The organism is Nitrosomonas halophila (assembly GCF_900107165.1).
GTDB lineage: Bacteria > Pseudomonadota > Gammaproteobacteria > Burkholderiales > Nitrosomonadaceae > Nitrosomonas > Nitrosomonas halophila.
The window spans coordinates 52,347-69,855 of sequence record NZ_FNOY01000008.1 but is presented as its reverse complement, the minus strand read 5'-3'; the positions used below and the strand labels follow the sequence as shown (position 1 = coordinate 69,855).

Genomic DNA, 17,509 nt, shown 5'->3' with positions numbered 1-17,509 from the left:
TACGTAACAACATATGCCCAAGTTATTTCACATGGATTGCGGAGCAATACAGATCCTTGATTTGGGCAAGCTCGGCCTGGATGCGCCGCTGCTTGCGATCCAGCATCGATTTGAACAACAAGCCCGGCACCGCAACCACCAGACCCAGTTGCGTGGTAAACAACGCCTGGGAAATCCCGCCCGCGATGCCGCCCGACTGCGCGAACAACGCCATGTCGGCCAACGAGTTGAAAGTCTCGATCATGCCGTTGACCGTGCCGAGCAAACCCAGCAGTGGAGCGATAATGACAACAGTATTAATGATCGGGCTGAAACGCATGATTTCTATCTCGTAACGAATGAATTCGCTATCCAGACAGCGCCGCAAATCCCGCACGCGGCACTTGACCAAACCCGCGCCGGCCATCGCTGCTTCCTCGACCAGGTCGTATGGGCGAGTGCTTACACCCCGCAACCCCTGCCTGACCAGCTCACGCGGACCGAATTTACCGCGCCGTTTCAGGATCCAGAAACGGTAGCCGAGGCAATACCACAGCAGCATGGTTACGATCAGCAAGGGCGGCATGACAAAACCACCTGCTTCAATAAATTGCTCCAGTTCCAAAATGATATCTAGCATGATGATGGCCGGTTTTCTTGGGCAGACTTACAGCGGAACATAATCTGGAGAGGGCACTATTTCAGACAGCCGAATAACCCATCGCGCCGCCAGCAAGTGCATCCTCATCGGTTTGCCTGCTGATATCCGGGCTGGCTGCCGGTGTTGCCTGCGGGACATTGCCGAGCACGAGATTGCTCGCTTTGAGCGCGGTTTCTTCCAGCTCACGCTTGATGGTTTCGGCCCAGCTGTTGAGCATGGTTGCCACCAGTACCGCCGGGATGGCGACTATCAAGCCAAGTTGGGTCGTGACCAGGGCAATGGAAATACCGCCCGATAACAATTTGGGATCACCAGTCCCGAACTCGGTAATGATATCGAAGGTTGATATCATCCCCGTCACCGTTCCCAATAAACCGAGCAACGGTGAAATCGTCGCGATCACCAGGATCGTTGCGCCGAAGCGATTGAGCGGCGCAGACTCATGCAGCAGGGTTTCTGAAATGACATCTTCCAGATGATCGCGCTCGGCCTTGGCATGGGTCATAATGGCCGCAAGCAAACGCGCGAAAGGCCCTGTTTGTCTCTGACAATAGTTCAATGCCTGCTCAACCTGCTGATCGGCCAGCAAGCGCAAGGTCTCGATACGGATGGCTTTGGCCTGCGCGTTCTTGCTGTACAGAATCACGGTTCGCACAACAACCAAAATCACGACCAACAGCCCCAAGGCGACGATCACCCAGCCGATCAGGCCACCGGAATCGATAATTTCCATGACCGATTTTTCGGTGGTGATATCAATCGCCCGCTCCCTTGATTCGTACAAATACATTTTCAGCAAGGGCGGGCGATTGCCGTTCAGCAGACCTTCAGCGATATCCGCCGCGGGCTCTGCCCATATTCGGTAACGATTGTTCCCGGCCGGCACCAGGATGCCACTGCCTTGATTGCTCACGCCATAGGCGGCAATATTCCCAATATGAATAATTTGGCCATCGGTTTCGGTCCCATCCAGCAGGAAAAACTTGTCACGGGTTTTGCGCACCGCGCTCAAATCCTTCAGCAAATCATGGGCCATGGCAAAAACCAGGCTCAGCTTGCCATCCTCGCCGCCGTCCACAAACGCCGCCTGCTTGTCCAACGCGCGCTGATACTTTTTCAAGGTGCTGTTTGCCTGGGAATAGGTCATTTCCAGCAGCTCGCTGCGCTCGTGCAGACTTTCTTCCTTATGTTCGGCGGCCGTCAGTTGCGTCCTTAAATTGTCTTCCTGGTTGGCCTGACTCAGATTCTCGCGTTCCAGCATGCTGATACGCTGCCGCAAGGATTGTTCTGTCTGCCCAGTCCTGGCCCGGAACTCACGCAGGCGATTATTCAGTTCACGTTTCTGCTCGGCCAGAAATGCAAATTCCCTTTTGTAGGCCGCCGCCAATGTTTCCGCATCGGAAGGCGTAGCGGGGGCATTCACTTGCTTGGCGGCAGGCTTTGCGCCCGGCGCAAGCGCCTGGGTGGAACCCTGCTCAGACGGCTGCTCGATCTTGCTTTGCGCGAGGATCGATGCAGGCAGCCAGCAGAGCGTGAGATAACAGATCAATAGTTGCGTGGCGCGTATCATGTCAGGACTCGAAAGGATTAGGGAGTTCAAAATAGCCTTGGCGAATCTGCTTCTTCAGCGAATCGAATAAAGCATTGATGCGCTGCCGGGCTGCGGTATCGCTCAGTTCAACAAACTGCCAGCCGCCCGGCTTCCTTTGGGCCATGCCAACCTGGTTCTCGCTGGTCTGAAAATAGATAAACATGGCGCCGAGTTTGGCCACCTCCGCCAGGACATTTTTGCCATTTAGCGCGATGGTTTGGCTATACAGGCCATTCTCTCGGGTCAGGCGGATTTCGTCCTCGATAAACGCCCAAATCCGGTTGGCAGCCCGCTTCGGATCCAGATTCCCGCTCTCCAATTGAGTTTTTAAACTGTCCAGCTCTGCCAGGCGCTCATCGGTTTTGAAAGGCAGGCCATCGGCAACCACCACCCGCAGATTCTCCAGACTCGCCGCAACAACCGGCAACAGCACTTCTTCACTGCTGAGCTTGGCTGCTTTGGCCGCCTGCAATTTCTCGAGCGCTTGCGCCATTTTCTCGAGCGCGAGTTTCTGGCGGCGATTTTCGATGCTCAAGTCCGCCATTTGTGAACTCAATGCATCCATTCTGCTTTTATGGTCCTGCTTCTCTGTATCCAGCTGGGTTTGCAATTCCTCGACCTCGCCGCGCAGGCGGATCAGCGATTGCGCCAGATCATCGAACTTCTCCGCACTGGCAGGCGTTGCTGTCAGTAATCCAAGCAGTAATAAATAACTGCCGCGCGTCGCTTGATTGACTATCATTGACTGTCCTTGTCATTCATCCTGGTCTTCCCAGTGATTCATTGCGTTGAAGCGCCATTCTAAGCAGCCAATATTTCAGATGCATGACAGGTTTGCTGCAGAAATATGACAGAATGATTGAAGCTTGCATGACAGGCCGCTCCAGGTTCAGCCATTTGCTGCGACATGAGCGGTGAGGCACTGGCCACGATCGGTATCGTGATCGCGCTATAAAATGGTATCTTAGTCACGGCAGGCAGCCCGACGAAGCATGCGAGGGAGGATGGCTACGACCATGCCAGCCGCGCCCGTGGGCTGGTTGGTGAGGCAGGTGCGCCGTTTACTGTACAAACGATTGAACGGATTCAATCAATATTTTTATTTTTAGCGAGAAAATTATGATCAAATCAAATATTTTTTTACTTGGCTTTATATTACTGGGAGGATGCTTGCTATCCATGAACACACACGCTTACAAAGAACACATGGCTTCGCCCCACGCGAACGCCGATATCATGGCGCTGGAAAAAATCGATGTCGAGGTTGGAACCGGTGAGGAAGCGGTTGTAGGCAAAACCGTCAATGTCCACTATACCGGCTGGCTGTATGACGCTGCGGCTGAAGACAAGAGAGGCAAGAAATTTGACAGCTCGCATGACCGGGGCAATCATTTTTCATTCCTGCTGGGTTCCGGCCGCGTCATCAAGGGATGGGATCAGGGTGTGCAAGGGATGAAAGTCGGTGGCAAGCGCACCTTGATCATTCCGCCTGCCATGGCCTATGGCGCCCAGGGTGCTGGAGGAGTGATTCCGCCCAATGCGACCCTGGTATTCGATGTCGAGCTGATCAGCCTGCACTAGGAGACTAGGAGTGCTGTCCGAGAATAGCAATCGTAGCGAGGGCGAAGCTGGCTGAACGGGATTTTTAGATCATTTGAAGCGGTTAGTTGTTCTATTCAACGAAAAGGATCGTAAAATCCAGCCTGGCAGGTTCGTCCGCGGTAGATCAGTCTATTCTCGGACAGCCTCCTAGGCCAGGATGATCAGGCTCTGATATCGGCTAGCGGTATCCTTGCTTGAATATGCCTGTACCTTTTTCAGTTCGGTGCATAACGCCCGTTGAAATTGTCTAGAGGCATATATTTGAACAAGTAAGCGGCATGCTTCCGGGCGTGCCGCCTTCGCATTCTCACCTTCCCGCCATTTTTCATCACCTATCGTTTGATGCTGCCGCGCAGCAATAGCAATTTATGGTAACAAGCCATGCGTCTGCTGTGGATGGCGCCTGCCTGGACTGCCTCCAATACGGCGCAACCCGGCTCCGCAAGATGACGGCAGTTGCGAAATCGGCATTGCCCCAGGTAGGAGCGAAATTCAACAAATCCCCATGCCAGGGATTGTTCGTTCAACTGATGCAGGCCGAATTCCTGAAAGCCGGGTGAATCGATAATATAGCTGTCAGCATCCAGTCTGAACAAGCGAGCATGAGTTGTGGTATGCCGGCCACTGTCGAGCGCATCCGAAATTTCCGCGGTCATCTGCCGCGCCTCGGGTATCAGCGCATTCAGTAGGGTAGACTTGCCCATGCCGGACTGCCCGGCGAACAGACTGGTATGGCCTGATAAATACGGAATCAGCGGTTCGATTGTGATTCTGGCACTGATTTCAAGCAGGGGATAACCCAATGCCTGATACACCCCCAATGCTTGTCTGGCCGCCTGGCTCGGTTCAATCAAATCGGCCTTGTTCAGTAGAATGAGTGGCTGAATGTCCTGACTCTCGGCCGCCATCAGGCAGCGGTCGAGCAGCTCCAGGTCGAAGCTTGGAATAGCAGCGATGACGAACACCAGCTGTGTGACATTGGCTGCAATCAGCTTCTCGCGGAAAGCATCGCTGCGATAAAAAAGGCTGGTGCGCGGCAGAATGGTTTCGATGACCCCCTGATCGGCTGCCGTGTGGAGGAACTCGACCTGGTCCCCACATGCGACGCCTGTTTTCTTGCCACGCATCACGCATGAATAAACAACGCCAGCGGAAGTTTCAACATCGTAGCGGCGCCCATAGGCAGCCGTGATCTGACCAACCAGGCGATCTGGAGCATCGCCCTGCCGGCCGGCGCGCTGGGTGCTCAAATCTTGAACAACATATCCACTTTCGCCGCACAAATGAAATCGTTTTCCGACAACCCGTTGACGGCATGCGTCATGTATTCCACCTGGCACTGGTTATAACCAACAGTCATATCGGGATGATGGTCTTCACGATGTGAAATCCAGGCAACCGCATTCACGAACGCCATGGTTTGATAGTAATTCTTGAATGAAAACACCTTGCTGATTTTATGATCAGTCAACTGCCAGCCCGACAATTGCTGCAACAACTCTGCTGCCGCTTCTGCAGTCAATGGAGGCACGCCACCTTCGCAGGGCTTGCATTTCCGGTGGGTCAAATCGCAAATTTGTGTCATGTTGTGGCTCCGGTTGGTATCAGTTTCTTGAGCTGCGCGACCCGGATCGCAGCCGGCGGATGCGAATCATAAAAAGCCGAGTGCAATGGATCGGGCGTAAGCGTTGCGGCATTATCCTGATAAAGCTTGACCAGCGCCCGGATCAGGTCGGCGGCCGAGGCCTGCTGCGCTGCATATTCATCCGCCTCGAATTCGTGCTTGCGTGAATACAAGCTGGTCAGAGGATGCAGCAGAAAGGTAAAGACCGGCATCACCAGGAAAAACAGCAATAAAGCCATCGCGGTTGAGGGTATGGTTGCCACCTCGACGCCCAATCCGTGATAAAACCACGCCTGCTGCATCAGATAACCCAGCAACCACAAAAAAACCAGGCTGGCCACAAATGACAGGACGATGCGCTTGATGACATGACGCCGTTTGAAGTGTCCGAGTTCATGCGCCAGCACCGCCTCGATCTCCGCAGGTTCCAGTCGGCTCAGCAAGGTATCAAAAAAGACAATTCGCTTGGTTTTGCCAAAGCCGGTAAAATAGGCGTTGCCATGGCTGCTGCGGCGCGAACCGTCCATGACGAACAACCCGCTGGATTCAAAGCCGCATTTCTTGAGCAGCGTTTCTATCCGTACCTTGAGCGACGCGTTTTCCAAGGGAGAAAATTTGTTGAACAACGGTGCGATCCAGTTGGGATACACCGCCAACAGAAACAGATTGAAAACCACCCAGATCAGCCAGGTATAAAGCCACCAGCTTTCCCCCGCCTGCTCCATCAACCACAAGACACAGAACAACAAGGGCACACCCAATGACAGTCCGAGCGTATACTGTTTGAGCAAATCCGAGAAGAACATGCCGGGTGTCATTTTATTGAAGCCATATTGCTGTTCAATCACGAAAACACGGTAATAACTGAAAGGAATTTCTGCCAGACTCAGCAAAGCAATGGTGCTGAAAATGAGCGCCATGCCATGCCAAAGTGGATGAACGAGCCAGCCGGACCAGAAACTGGACAGCCATGTCAGCCCGCCACCCAGAGTGAGTGCCAGCAGCAGAACAGCGTGCAACAACACACTGGGATAGCCCAAACGGACCTTGGCGCAGGTATAGTCGGCCGCTTTCTGGTGCGCCGAGAGATCAATCTGGCTTGCGAAAGCGTCCGGTACCCGGTCCCGATGCGCCATGACATGGCGCATGTGCCTGGTCGCCAGCCACAACTGCGTCAAGGTAGTCAGTAACAAAGCGGCGATAAAAATATAAGTAAAGGTTTGCATAGGCTTGGAAGTCGATGATTTGAAAGAAGTGATCGGAAATTATTTTTTCATTAACACCGTATTCCATGGCATACAGTATCAAACCATGACGGGTATATAACAATATGACACAATCCAATTTTTAAAATTCATGTTTATTGATTATGGCACAAGATAGCAACAACCTCATCTGGATAGATATGGAAATGACCGGATTAAGTCCAGATACCGATCGCATCATCGAAGTCGCGCTGGTGATCACGGATGGCCAACTCAATGTACTGGCCGAAGCGCCGGTGCTGGTCGTCTCCCAGCCAGACAGCGTCCTGGACGGTATGGACAAATGGAATCAATCCACACATTCCAAATCTGGCCTGATTGACAAGGTCAAGGCATCCACTCTATCGGAAACCGAGGTGGAAGCGCAGATGCTGGCCTTCTTGCAAGAGTATGTGCCAGCCGGGGTCTCGCCCATGTGCGGCAATTCGATTTGCCAGGACCGGCGCTTCCTGGCGCGCTCGATGCCGCAATTGGAGGCTTATTTTCATTACCGCAATCTGGATGTCAGCACGCTCAAAGAGCTCGCAAAGCGCTGGAAGCCGGACATCATGGCCGGCTTCAACAAGCAGGGCAAACACGAAGCGTTGGCGGACATTTACGATTCCCTGGAAGAACTCAAATACTACCGCACGCATATGTTCGCGCTTTGAATGTGTACGCGCTTCATCAATCATAGGAGTCGCTTCAATGGCTAAACGAACAACCTTCATGCTCACCGTCAATCCAAAGATACCCGAACGGCTGTCCCGTCTGGAGGAATTGACCAACAATCTCTGGTACAGCTGGGATCGCGCTACCCGTGCATTGTTTTCGCGGCTGGATCCACGGCTATGGGAAATGGTTGGACACAACCCCAAGGCTTTTCTCCGACGGGTCGATGAATCGTTGCTGCTGGCTGCCTCGGAAGATCCGGCCTTTCTCAGCTTTTACAACAGCATTTTGTCCGCTTATGATTCCTATCATTCGGCAACCATTCACTGCAGCACAGTTGAAGGTATCGAGGCACATGATCAGGTCGCTTATTTTTGCTTCGAATTTGGCTTCCATGAAAGCCTGCCAGTCTATTCCGGCGGCCTCGGTATTCTGGCTGGCGATCATTGCAAGGCAGCGAGCGATATATGCCTGCCATTCGTGGCAGTCGGCCTGCTCTACCGGCAAGGTTATTTCACCCAGAAGATCGATGGTCAGGGTAACCAGCTTGCTGCCTATTGCGATTCAGATTTCGAGGATCTGCCGGTAACACCCGTATCGCGCGCGGACGGCTCGGATGTGCGAGTGCAAGTCAAGTTTCCTGGCCGGATAGTAATGGCCAAAATATGGCAAGCACAAATCGGGCGTGTCATTCTCTATCTTCTCGATACGGATCTGCCGGAAAATTCCCAGCATGATCGCCTGATCACCCATCAGTTATATGGGGGCGATAAAACCATGCGCATCGAACAGGAAATTATTCTCGGGATCGGTGGCGTCGCCGCCTTGAAGGCGCTCGGGATCACACCCACCATCTGGCATAGCAACGAAGGCCATGCCGCTTTCATGATGCTGGCACGTGCCCGCGAGCTCGTGCAGCAAGGGCTGGATTTCGCCAGTGCCATGGAAGCTGTCGCAGTCAACACGGTATTCACTACCCATACTGCGGTACCGGCAGGCCATGATCATTTTCCGGAAGCGATGATGCATCATTACTTCGAAAGCTTCTATCAGGAATTGAAGATTTCCAGGGAAACATTCATGGCACTCGGTCATACCAACGATGACCACGATTTCAACATGACAGCGCTGGCCATCCGCCTGTCACGCATGCACAATGGCGTCAGCAAAATCCATGGCAGTGTGTCAGCCAGAATTTGCCGTGACCTCTGGCCAGAGATCGAGGCGGAAGAAAATCCGGTCGACCATATCACCAATGGTGTCCATATCCCAACTTTTCTCGCACAGGAGTGGACGGATCTGTTCGATCGTCACATGGGCCCGGAATGGCGCAACAAGCTATGCGAACCCGAATTCTGGTCACGTATCGATACCATTCCCGATCATATTTTCTGGAGTGTGCGCCAAACCTTGAAGTCGCAAATGTTTTACGGGATCCGTGCGCGCCTGACCGAACAGAATATCCGCAATCACGGTTCCGATGCCCATCTCGAACGCTTGCTGAAACTCGCTGATCCCATCAATCCCAATGTATTGACACTCGGCTTTGCGCGCCGATTCGCCACCTACAAGCGTGCCACCTTGCTGTTCGAAAATCTCGATTGGTTACGCAGTATCCTGCTTGATCAGGAGCGGCCGGTACTGCTGATTTTTGCTGGCAAAGCGCATCCAGCCGATCATCCCGGTCAGGATATGATCCGGCGCGTCAATCAGGTCGCCGCCATGCCGGAATTCGAGGGGCGTATCCTGATGGTGGAAGGTTATGATCTACGCCTGGCGCGACGACTGGTCGCAGGTGTCGATGTGTGGCTCAACAATCCGATCTATCCACTGGAAGCCAGCGGCACATCAGGCATGAAAGCCGGTATTAATGGCACGCTTAACTTGAGCATCCTGGATGGCTGGTGGGGCGAAGGCTTCAATGAAAAGAATGGCTGGGGAGTCAAGCCGGTATCGGAACAGCTGGAACCCCCATTGCGGGATGCCGAAGAAAGCCGCTCTTTCTATGAGATCCTGCAGGATCAAGTCATCCCACTCTTTTATGACCATGGCAAATCCGGTTTTTCTGCCGAATGGGTGAAAATGGCCAAACATTCGATGGCCACCCTGCTCCCACGCTATGGCGCCCGGCGCATGGTCGAAGAATACATTCAGAAATTCTACATTCCCGCCAGTCAACAGGGCGTGCGCTACACCCAAGACAATTTCGCGGTTGCCCAGAATATCGCTGCCTGGAAAGCCAAGGTGCGTGCGGCATGGGGCGGCGGCTGGATACGCCCTGCAGGCGAATCGCCTTTGGCGAGCCTTTACACTTCAAGCTTGCCGTCAAGCTGAACGGTTTGCAGCCGGACGATGTCGTGGTGGAACTGCTGCTCTCGCGGCAATATAAAAGAACCCGGCTTGATCAATTCAAGCATTTCCAGTTTGAATGCACCGGCACCCTGGACTCACAAGCCCACCAATTTGAACTGCGCCACGTGCCGGAGCTCTGTGGCAGGCAGGAATATTATTTGCGCATTTATCCTCATCATCCGCTGCTGACCCATCCTCTGGAAATGGGCAAAATGATATGGCTATAAATCATAGCGGCTGGTTGAGGGCGCCCAGAAGCCTTCTGTTTTAACCGCCTTTATGGCCGTGAAAACAGAAGGTTGTCGATCAGGCGTGTCTGTCCCAGCCAAGCCGCGCCCAGGATCGCGTATTGCCGGTCGTCGATGGTTGCGCGGGACAGGGTCTGCTGATGACAGACTGCAACGTAATCCACTTTCCAGCCGCGTTCATGCAATCTTTGGGCAGCCCATTGCTCCAGCCGGGCGAAATTGTTTTCACCCGCCTCAACCCGCTGCTTGACTTGTTGCAAGACCCAAGCCAGCTGGCTGGCCTCCTGACGTTGCTTCGGTTCGAGATAACTATTACGGGAACTGAGTGCAAGACCATCGTCCGCCCGCACGGTTTCTCCCGCTAGAATTTCTATCGGCAAATTGAATTGTTCGACCATGCCACGAATGATTTGCAGCTGTTGAAAATCCTTTTGACCAAAAACAGCGATTTGCGGTTGAACGATATTGAATAACTTGAGTACCACTGTCGCCACACCCCTGAAAAAACCGGGCCGGCAGGCGCCTTCCAGTGTATCGGCCATGACCGGAAGCGATACCTGGAATGTCTGGGAAACCGGGTAGAGTGTTTTTTCGTCCGGTAGAAATACAATGTCGGCACCGCTCTCCTTCAGCAAACGGCAATCATTCTCCTGGGTACGGGGATAGCGATCGAAATCCTCATGTGGTGCGAATTGCAAGCGATTGACAAAGATGCTGACGACCGTACAGGCAGCGTGTTGGCGCGCAATTTGAACCAGTGATAAATGGCCCGCGTGCAAGTTCCCCATGGTCGGCACGAAGGCAATCGAGGATTCTCGTTGCAGGCGTACCCGCAACGACATGATGTCAGTGATAATTTCCATAGCTGCTGGCTTGTCCCAGAACCGTCAGAAGCGATGCTCAGAAGCAGGGAATTGGCCGGATTTGACTGCACTGACATAGTTTCTGACTGCAGTTTGCACGCTCTCTGCACCCAGCATGAAATTTTTGACGAAACGCGGTGAAGTACCTGGATAAATTCCCAACATATCGTGCAACACCAGTACTTGTCCGGCACAGGCCGCGCCTGCGCCAATGCCGATGGTTGGAATGGCAAGCTGCTGTGTGATCTGCTCGGCCAGCACGGCGGGGATCAACTCCATCACCAGCATGGCTGCGCCTGCTTGCTGCAACAGCGCGGCATCTTCCAGCAATCGTTCCGCCTCAATCTCCGAGCGCCCCTGCAGCCTGTAGCCGCCCAATTGATGCACGGACTGCGGCATCAGGCCGATATGCGCACAAACCGGAATACCGCGACAAGTCAGAAAATCGACGGTATCGACCATATGCCGGCCACCTTCAATCTTGACCATTTGCGCACCCGCTGCCATCAGCCGGGCAGCATTCCGGAACGTTTCCTGGGGAGAAATCTGTGAGGTACCGAACGGCATATCCGCCATGATGAACGCCCTGCTTGTTCCGCGCGCCACGCAACGGGTATGGTAAGCCATTTCATCCAGTGTGACGGACAAGGTATCGGTGTGGCCCTGCACGACGTTGCCAAGTGAATCGCCCACCAACAGGATATCGACTCCGGCATTTTCCAGCAGCGTCGCAAAAGTCGCGTCATAGCAGGTCAAGGCAGCTATTTTCTGGCTGCTCCGATATAGCTTGTACAAGGTTTCTCGGGTGAGACGCACCGCAGGAGATCGCTCCATCGACTGGCTATCCTCCGACATTGAAATATTCGCGCGCACTGCGCATCCGTTCAATACGCCCCAGCAGCATGTCGAGGTCGGCGGCACTGTGAGCAAAATTGAGATGCTCACTGTTCACGATCATGACCGGTGCCTGATCATAGGCGTGAAAGAACCGCATATAACACTCCGACAAGCGCAGCAGATAGTTTTCCGACAGGGATTGCTCCAGTACACTCCCCCGCTGCCGGATACGCCTGATCAGAATTTCAGGCGCTGCCTGCAGATAAATCACCAGATCTGGCGAGGCGGCATGCGGTTGCACATGCGCCCGCAGCTGTTTGTAAAGTTCATGTTCCGCTTCACTGAGCGTAACCTCGGCAAACAATTGATCTTTCTCGAACAGAAAATCGCTGACAACCGGCTGGGTGGACATCTCCTCGCGCATGGCCTGCAGCTGCTGCATTCGCTGAAAGAGAAAAAACAGCTGGGTGGACAGTGCATGGCGCGGCATGTCCGCATAGAATTTTTCCAGAAACGGGTTGGCTTCCGGTTGCTCCAGGACCAAGGCACCCTTCAGGCGGTCCGCCAGATTGCGGGCCAGGCTGGTTTTTCCTGCACCAATCGGCCCTTCGATTGCAATATATCGATATCGCTGCAAACTCATGATGATGCAATACGCTCCAATGATTGGTCGTTGCATGCGCTCAAGCACTCAGCCGCGCTGCCTCGCCCCGGAATCATGCATGTACTGGTAATTTCCAATAAGGGTTGCAGCACGAAGGCCCGTTCGTGCATGCGCGGATGCGGCAAAACCAACCTTTCGTCCTGGAACTGCAATCCATCATACAACAGAATATCCAGGTCGAGTATCCGCGGTGCATTCGGGTAGGTCCGAATCCGGCCGCAGGCCCGCTCGATTTCCAGCAGTGCCTCCAGCAAGTGGTGTGGCGTCAATTTCGTTTCCATTTGCACTACCGCATTGATGAAGTCGGGCTGGTCCGTTTTACCCAGTGGGGCGCTGCGGTAAAATGAGGAACGCTTGACCAGATGTGAATGTTCAAGTTCGGCCAGCAGCAGCATTGCTCGCCTGACTTGAAACAGGGGATTGTCCAGATTGCTTCCCAATGCGATATAGGCTTGCCTGGTCGGCGCTGATTGCGTTTGAGCGGATTCTGCGGGCATGATTGATACAATTATTGAACAGTTTCGGCTTTTTCATGATCGGCCGGCTTGCGGCGGCTGCGCCGTCTTCTGCGCCGTTTGGGCGAAACTTCCTGATGCAGCATGCTCTCCCGGATGGTGTGATCCGCGTTCTTGAATGTCTGCCACCACTGCGCCAGTTCTGAATCGATTTCACCGCTCTTGCAACGCAACAACATGAAATCATAGGCTGCCCGGAAATTTGGATGCTCCAGCAAACGGAATGGCTTGCGTCCTGCACGGGACTCGAATCTTGGCTGCATGGACCAGATATCGAAGATTACCCCATCAAACCTGCGCGGGATGGCCAGTCGGCCGCGTTGCGTTGCCAATACGTTTCCCATCACTCTATAGAGCGCCGGAATCGGCCTCTCCCCGGTTTTGAGCTGCACATTCCAGGCCGCCAGGACTTCGTGCCACAACAGCGCCGCGAAGAGAAAGCCGGGTGAAACCGGCTTACCCTGCTGCACACGCTCATCGGTATTTCTGAGCGCCAAGGTGATGAAACGTTCGCCGAGGGGTTGCTCCAAGATCACATCCAGCATCGGCAGCAATCCATGGTGCAGACCCCGGGTACGCAGATCCACCACTGCAGCCAGCGCATGGCCGGAGAACAATAGCTTCAACATTTCATCGTATAAACGGGCCGGCGGCACATTCTGCAGTAAAGGCGCCAAATCCCCGATCGGGGCGGCCGTCCTGTCTTCGATCTGGATGCCGAGCTTGGCCGCCAAACGAACCGCCCGCAACATCCGGACGGGATCTTCCCGGTAACGCTGTTCGGGCTCGCCTATCATGCACAACCGCTTGGACAGTACATCCTCAAAGCCGTCCAGGTAGTCAAGGATTTCTTCGGTCGCAGGGTCGTAAAACAAGGCATTGATGGTGAAATCGCGCCGCCTGACATCTTCTTCCTGACTGCCGAATATGTTGTCATGCAGCAGGCGCCCATTAGCGTCCGCATAACCCTGCCCGGTATCTGGCCGGGAAGCGTCTCCAAGCATACCGCCGCGAAAAGTGGAAACCTCCACGATCTCACCATGACTGATCACATGCACCAAACGAAAGCGCCGCCCTATGATGCGCGAACGCCTGAAAACAGCACGCACCTCCTCGGGCGTCGCATTGGTTGCAACATCGTAATCCTTGGGTTTGAGCCCCAGCAGCAAATCACGAACGGCGCCGCCCACGACATAAGCAGAATAGCCCGCCTGCTGTAAGGTCAAGGCAACTTTCAATGAGCTCGAACTGATGCGGCTACGCGTAATGCCATGCTCTTCGCATGAAATTGTGCGGCACCCTTTTTCGGTCACAGGAGTAGTGGCATTTGAAGAAAAAATACGGCGCAGAAATTTACGGATCATGCCTGAATATCAAACCAATAAGCGATAGATTATACACTCGGTAACGAATCAGATTTTCAGGAAAGGATTGAAAAAAACCGATTGTGGCAATGAGTAGCTGCAATTGTGATGGCAAACGCTGTTTTTGGCATCAATTGACTAAATCCGGCTTCCTTCACGACTGTAGCCCGATAGCCCTTGTAGCACCCGAACAAAATAGTAGCATACCCAGTTCAAGCCCCGCCTGAGCCAGGAGTACCTGTTCCAGAAATGCTGCAAGATCGGAGAGGATGTGGCTAAAGCCTGCTGGAGGCTGTTGCGCAGTTCTGTGGCAAATATTCGGTCACTGATGATGACGTTGGCTTCGCGTGCCAGCAGCAAGCTGAAAGGGTCGATATTGGAAGAGCCAACAGTGGACCATATGTGATCGACCACTGCTACCTTGGCGTGTAAATATCCCTGCTGATACTCGTAAATACTGATACCAGCATCCAGCAGACTGCCATATAAAGCGCGCGTGGCATAGTACTGCAAGCGGTATTCGATTTTTCCCTGCAAAAGCAGTATGACCGAAACACCCCGCCGAGCGGCTTTGATCAAGGCATGCCGGAAATTGAGGCCGGGCAGGAAATAGGCATTTGCAATGATGATTTCCTGGCGGGCGGAAGCAATTGCTTTGAGATAACAGCGCTCAATACTGCGCCGATTCCGCAGATTGTCCCGAATCACGAAAGCCGCCCGCTGCTTGCCTGTCGGTAATGCATCTTGGTCGATGCAAAGATCATCGGCCCAACGTTTTTTGAAGTGCGCCCATGCAACCAGCATCCATAAATGCCTTGCTGCCGCATGAATTTTCCTTAGCAACGGCCCCTTGATTTCAACTGCATAATCAAAGCGCGGCCACAGTGCATCGGGCTCATGATAGTCGTCGATGATGTTGATGCCGCCCACAAACGCGATCCGTGCATCCATAACCGCCAGTTTGCGATGCATGCGACGCAGGCGGTAGCGCTTCAGTTGGAAAGAAAAAAATTCCTGCCGGTAAATCAGCACCTGAACGCCAACTGCCAGCAGTTCCTGAATCATCGCACTGGGTAAATTGAAGGAGCCGAATCCATCGATCAATAATCGGACAGCCACCCCTCGCTGGGCTGCCCGCTTCAAGGCAGCGGCGATGAGGATGCCAGTCGCGTCATATTCAAAAATATAGGTTTCAAGGTATATCTCCAGCTGGGCTGCATCGATAGCAGTTTCCAGCGCTGGAAAATATTCCTCTCCATTATGGAGTAATGTAATTTGGTTACCCTCGATAAAATCGGGCACTCTCATAGACGAATCAGATTGGCTGCCAGCGCGGCATGATCGGAAATTTTCGACCAGGCACGGTTGTGCAGGATGCGCGCATGCTTGATTTGAAAGCCACGCACATAGATCCTGTCGAGGCGCAGCATGGGCAGTATGGAAGGATAGCTGCGGGCAGTCTTACCATGCGCATGCTGAAATACTTCAGTCAGTTTCAAATGGTCGACCAGAACCCGATTGGCCAAACCGCGCCAATCATTGAAATCCCCCGCAACAACCAAGGGTGCCTCGGGCGGCACCAGCTCCTGAATCCGTTTTTCCATAGCCTGAAGTTGTACACTCCGCCCGCGCTTGAATAACCCCAAATGGACGCACAGGCAGTGCAGCGTTTCATCCCAGCCCGGAATTTCAATCTCGCAGTGCAAGAGGCCGCGGCTTTCAAAACGGTGGGCCGAAATATCTTCATTCTCCCAGCTCAAGATTGGAAAACGGCTGAGAATGGCATTTCCGTGATGACCGTAGTCATGCACGGCATTTTTTCCATAAGCGAAATCCTGCCATACTGTATCGGCCAGAAACTCATATTGGGAAGTTTCTGGCCAATTCTGGAAGCGGGAGGCATGCCGCACATGCTCACCGACCACTTCCTGCAAAAACACGAGATCGACATCGAGATCACGCAAACGGTCGCGTAACTCGTGCAGCATCATACGGCGGTTGAAATAGGACAACCCCTTGTGGATATTGTAAGTGGCAATGTGCAATGACTTGTCTGGCATAAATCAACTATCCAATCGCTGGACATTACCAGCCGTTATAAAACACTTGGCTGCACTTCTTTTCTATTTTGAGACAGCCAGCATTTTTTCAAGGGCCAATCTTGCCAGCTTGGCCTCCCGCTCCGGTACCTTGATTTGATTGACCACCCGACCATCGACAAGATTCTCGAGTGACCAGGCCAGATGCTGCGGATCAATCCGCGCCATGGTTGAACACATACACACCATCGGTGACATGAACTGAATCATTTTTCCTTGCGACTTGAATTCCTCCGCGATGCGCCCAACCAAGTTCAATTCGGTTCCGACCAACCAACGCGTGCCAGGCTCAGCTTCCCGTATGGTATTGATGATATATTCGGTCGAGCCGACAAAGTCGGAAGCCTTGCAAACTTCAAAACTGCATTCCGGATGGGAAATCACCAACCCATCGGGATGTTGATTACGAAAACGCAAAATATGCTGTGGCTGAAACATTTGATGGACCGAGCAATGCCCCTTCCATAACAATATCTTGGCCTTGTCGATTTGTTCGGGAGTCAACCCCCCCATCGGTTCATCGAAATCCCAAACCGGCATCTCTTCCAAGGACAGGCCCATTTGATGACCGCTCCAGCGTCCCAAGTGCTGATCGGGGAAAAACAATACTTTTTCTCGCTGGGCAAACGACCATTGCAGAATTTTGGTAGCATTGCTGGAGGTGCACACTATACCGCCATGTTCTCCGCAAAAAGCTTTCAAGTCGGCGCTGGAATTGATATAGGTCACCGGTGTGATCAATGCATCCGGATCGATTACTTCAGCCAATTCACGCCAGGCTCGCTCCACTTTGGCGAGATTGGCCATATCCGCCATGGAACAGCCGGCAGACAGATCAGGCAATATAACGACCTGCTCGGAACTGGAAAGGATATCTGCCACCTCGGCCATGAAATGCACGCCGCAAAAGACCAAATAATCCGCATCCGTTTGAGCGGCCAGATAGGAGAGCTTGAGCGAATCACCCGTCAGATCCGCATGTTGGTAGACATCTGCACGTTGATAATGGTGCGCCAGTATCACGGTGCGTTTGCCGAGCTTCTGCTTGGCTGCGACAATTCGTTGTGCGCAAACCTCATCTTGCAACAATTCGTATTTTTCAAAATCGATGGCATTCATTTGCATGCTTAATCCAAATTCATTTACCGGGAAACGCGACCATAACCATAATGAGAGGCTTATTCAAGCATAAAG

Annotated in this window: 19 protein-coding genes; 4 read left to right on the top strand and 15 right to left on the bottom strand. The window is 53.2% G+C overall.

Features of this window, described 5'->3' with window-relative positions:
- Window positions 1–22: 22 nt before the first annotated feature.
- From BLV85_RS03405 to BLV85_RS15080, 4 genes are all read right to left on the bottom strand, one after another.
- The gene (locus BLV85_RS03405) at window positions 23–619 is read right to left on the bottom strand and encodes a MotA/TolQ/ExbB proton channel family protein (protein ID WP_090412134.1); all 597 of its coding nucleotides are present in this window, start codon (window positions 617–619) and stop codon (window positions 23–25) included.
- A gap of 61 nt (window positions 620–680) precedes the next feature.
- Window positions 681–2,210 carry a MotA/TolQ/ExbB proton channel family protein gene (locus BLV85_RS03400; RefSeq protein ID WP_090412132.1) on the bottom strand — a complete coding sequence of 510 codons (1,530 nt, stop codon included), beginning with the start codon at window positions 2,208–2,210 and terminating at the stop codon, window positions 681–683.
- Between the two features lies 1 nt (window position 2,211).
- Window positions 2,212–2,973 carry a DUF3450 family protein gene (locus BLV85_RS03395; RefSeq protein ID WP_090412130.1) on the bottom strand — a complete coding sequence of 254 codons (762 nt, stop codon included), beginning with the start codon at window positions 2,971–2,973 and terminating at the stop codon, window positions 2,212–2,214.
- A 59-nt stretch (window positions 2,974–3,032) separates the two neighbouring features.
- Window positions 3,033–3,203: a hypothetical protein gene (locus BLV85_RS15080; protein ID WP_176973907.1), complete on the bottom strand. Its 171-nt coding sequence runs from the start codon at window positions 3,201–3,203 to the stop codon at window positions 3,033–3,035.
- A gap of 147 nt (window positions 3,204–3,350) precedes the next feature.
- Between BLV85_RS15080 and BLV85_RS03390 the strand changes: the two genes are divergently transcribed.
- Window positions 3,351–3,812 (top strand): FKBP-type peptidyl-prolyl cis-trans isomerase, encoded by a 462-nt coding sequence (locus tag BLV85_RS03390; RefSeq protein WP_425433776.1) that lies wholly within the window; start codon window positions 3,351–3,353, stop codon window positions 3,810–3,812.
- Window positions 3,813–4,165: 353 nt separating this feature from the next.
- Here BLV85_RS03390 and rsgA read toward each other — a convergent pair whose 3' ends face one another.
- From rsgA to BLV85_RS03375, 3 genes are read right to left on the bottom strand one after another with little or no spacing between them, the layout of a single operon-like run.
- Entirely contained in the window at window positions 4,166–5,083 is a 918-nt protein-coding gene (gene rsgA / locus BLV85_RS03385; RefSeq protein WP_245725072.1) for a ribosome small subunit-dependent GTPase A, read from the bottom strand.
- Complete coding sequence (locus BLV85_RS03380) at window positions 5,080–5,418, bottom strand: 4a-hydroxytetrahydrobiopterin dehydratase (protein WP_090412128.1); 339 nt, start codon at window positions 5,416–5,418, stop codon at window positions 5,080–5,082. The genes rsgA and BLV85_RS03380 overlap by 4 nt, the downstream gene beginning before the upstream one ends.
- The gene (locus tag BLV85_RS03375; protein ID WP_090412126.1) at window positions 5,415–6,683 is read right to left on the bottom strand and encodes a M48 family metallopeptidase; all 1,269 of its coding nucleotides are present in this window, start codon (window positions 6,681–6,683) and stop codon (window positions 5,415–5,417) included. The genes BLV85_RS03380 and BLV85_RS03375 overlap by 4 nt, the downstream gene beginning before the upstream one ends.
- A 143-nt stretch (window positions 6,684–6,826) precedes the next feature.
- On the opposite strand from BLV85_RS03375, the gene orn reads away from it, so the two are divergent.
- The 3 genes from orn to BLV85_RS15875 are packed head-to-tail and all read left to right on the top strand — an operon-like array spanning window position 6,827 to window position 9,952.
- Window positions 6,827–7,372 carry an oligoribonuclease gene (orn, locus tag BLV85_RS03370; protein WP_090412124.1) on the top strand — a complete coding sequence of 182 codons (546 nt, stop codon included), beginning with the start codon at window positions 6,827–6,829 and terminating at the stop codon, window positions 7,370–7,372.
- A 37-nt stretch (window positions 7,373–7,409) separates the two neighbouring features.
- Complete coding sequence (glgP, locus tag BLV85_RS03365; RefSeq protein WP_342707023.1) at window positions 7,410–9,707, top strand: alpha-glucan family phosphorylase; 2,298 nt, start codon at window positions 7,410–7,412, stop codon at window positions 9,705–9,707.
- Window positions 9,629–9,952: a hypothetical protein gene (locus BLV85_RS15875; RefSeq protein WP_342707025.1), complete on the top strand. Its 324-nt coding sequence runs from the start codon at window positions 9,629–9,631 to the stop codon at window positions 9,950–9,952. The genes glgP and BLV85_RS15875 overlap by 79 nt, the downstream gene beginning before the upstream one ends.
- Before the next feature lie 50 nt (window positions 9,953–10,002).
- On the opposite strand, the gene panC is transcribed toward BLV85_RS15875, so the two are convergent.
- The 8 genes from panC to nadA form a co-directional block, all read right to left on the bottom strand.
- Window positions 10,003–10,836, bottom strand: a complete 834-nt coding sequence (gene panC, locus BLV85_RS03360) for a pantoate--beta-alanine ligase (protein WP_090412122.1) — start codon at window positions 10,834–10,836, stop codon at window positions 10,003–10,005.
- 24 nt (window positions 10,837–10,860) lie between these two features.
- The gene (panB, locus tag BLV85_RS03355; RefSeq protein ID WP_090412162.1) at window positions 10,861–11,670 is read right to left on the bottom strand and encodes a 3-methyl-2-oxobutanoate hydroxymethyltransferase; all 810 of its coding nucleotides are present in this window, start codon (window positions 11,668–11,670) and stop codon (window positions 10,861–10,863) included.
- Between the two features lie 7 nt (window positions 11,671–11,677).
- Entirely contained in the window at window positions 11,678–12,316 is a 639-nt protein-coding gene (locus tag BLV85_RS03350) for a deoxynucleoside kinase (RefSeq protein ID WP_090412120.1), read from the bottom strand.
- Window positions 12,313–12,834: a 2-amino-4-hydroxy-6-hydroxymethyldihydropteridine diphosphokinase gene (folK, locus tag BLV85_RS03345; RefSeq protein WP_090412118.1), complete on the bottom strand. Its 522-nt coding sequence runs from the start codon at window positions 12,832–12,834 to the stop codon at window positions 12,313–12,315. Before folK ends, BLV85_RS03350 begins: the two co-directional genes overlap by 4 nt.
- 11 nt (window positions 12,835–12,845) lie before the next feature.
- A complete protein-coding gene (pcnB, locus tag BLV85_RS03340; RefSeq protein WP_090412116.1) occupies window positions 12,846–14,216 on the bottom strand; it encodes a polynucleotide adenylyltransferase PcnB in 1,371 nt (456 codons plus the stop codon).
- A gap of 138 nt (window positions 14,217–14,354) precedes the next feature.
- On the bottom strand, window positions 14,355–15,524 hold the full coding sequence (gene clsB / locus BLV85_RS03335; protein ID WP_090412114.1) for a cardiolipin synthase ClsB: 1,170 nt from the start codon (window positions 15,522–15,524) through the stop codon (window positions 14,355–14,357).
- The gene (locus BLV85_RS03330) at window positions 15,521–16,276 is read right to left on the bottom strand and encodes an endonuclease/exonuclease/phosphatase family protein (protein WP_090412111.1); all 756 of its coding nucleotides are present in this window, start codon (window positions 16,274–16,276) and stop codon (window positions 15,521–15,523) included. The genes clsB and BLV85_RS03330 overlap by 4 nt, the downstream gene beginning before the upstream one ends.
- A gap of 63 nt (window positions 16,277–16,339) precedes the next feature.
- Window positions 16,340–17,440: a quinolinate synthase NadA gene (gene nadA, locus BLV85_RS03325; protein WP_090412109.1), complete on the bottom strand. Its 1,101-nt coding sequence runs from the start codon at window positions 17,438–17,440 to the stop codon at window positions 16,340–16,342.
- Window positions 17,441–17,509 lie beyond the last annotated feature (69 nt).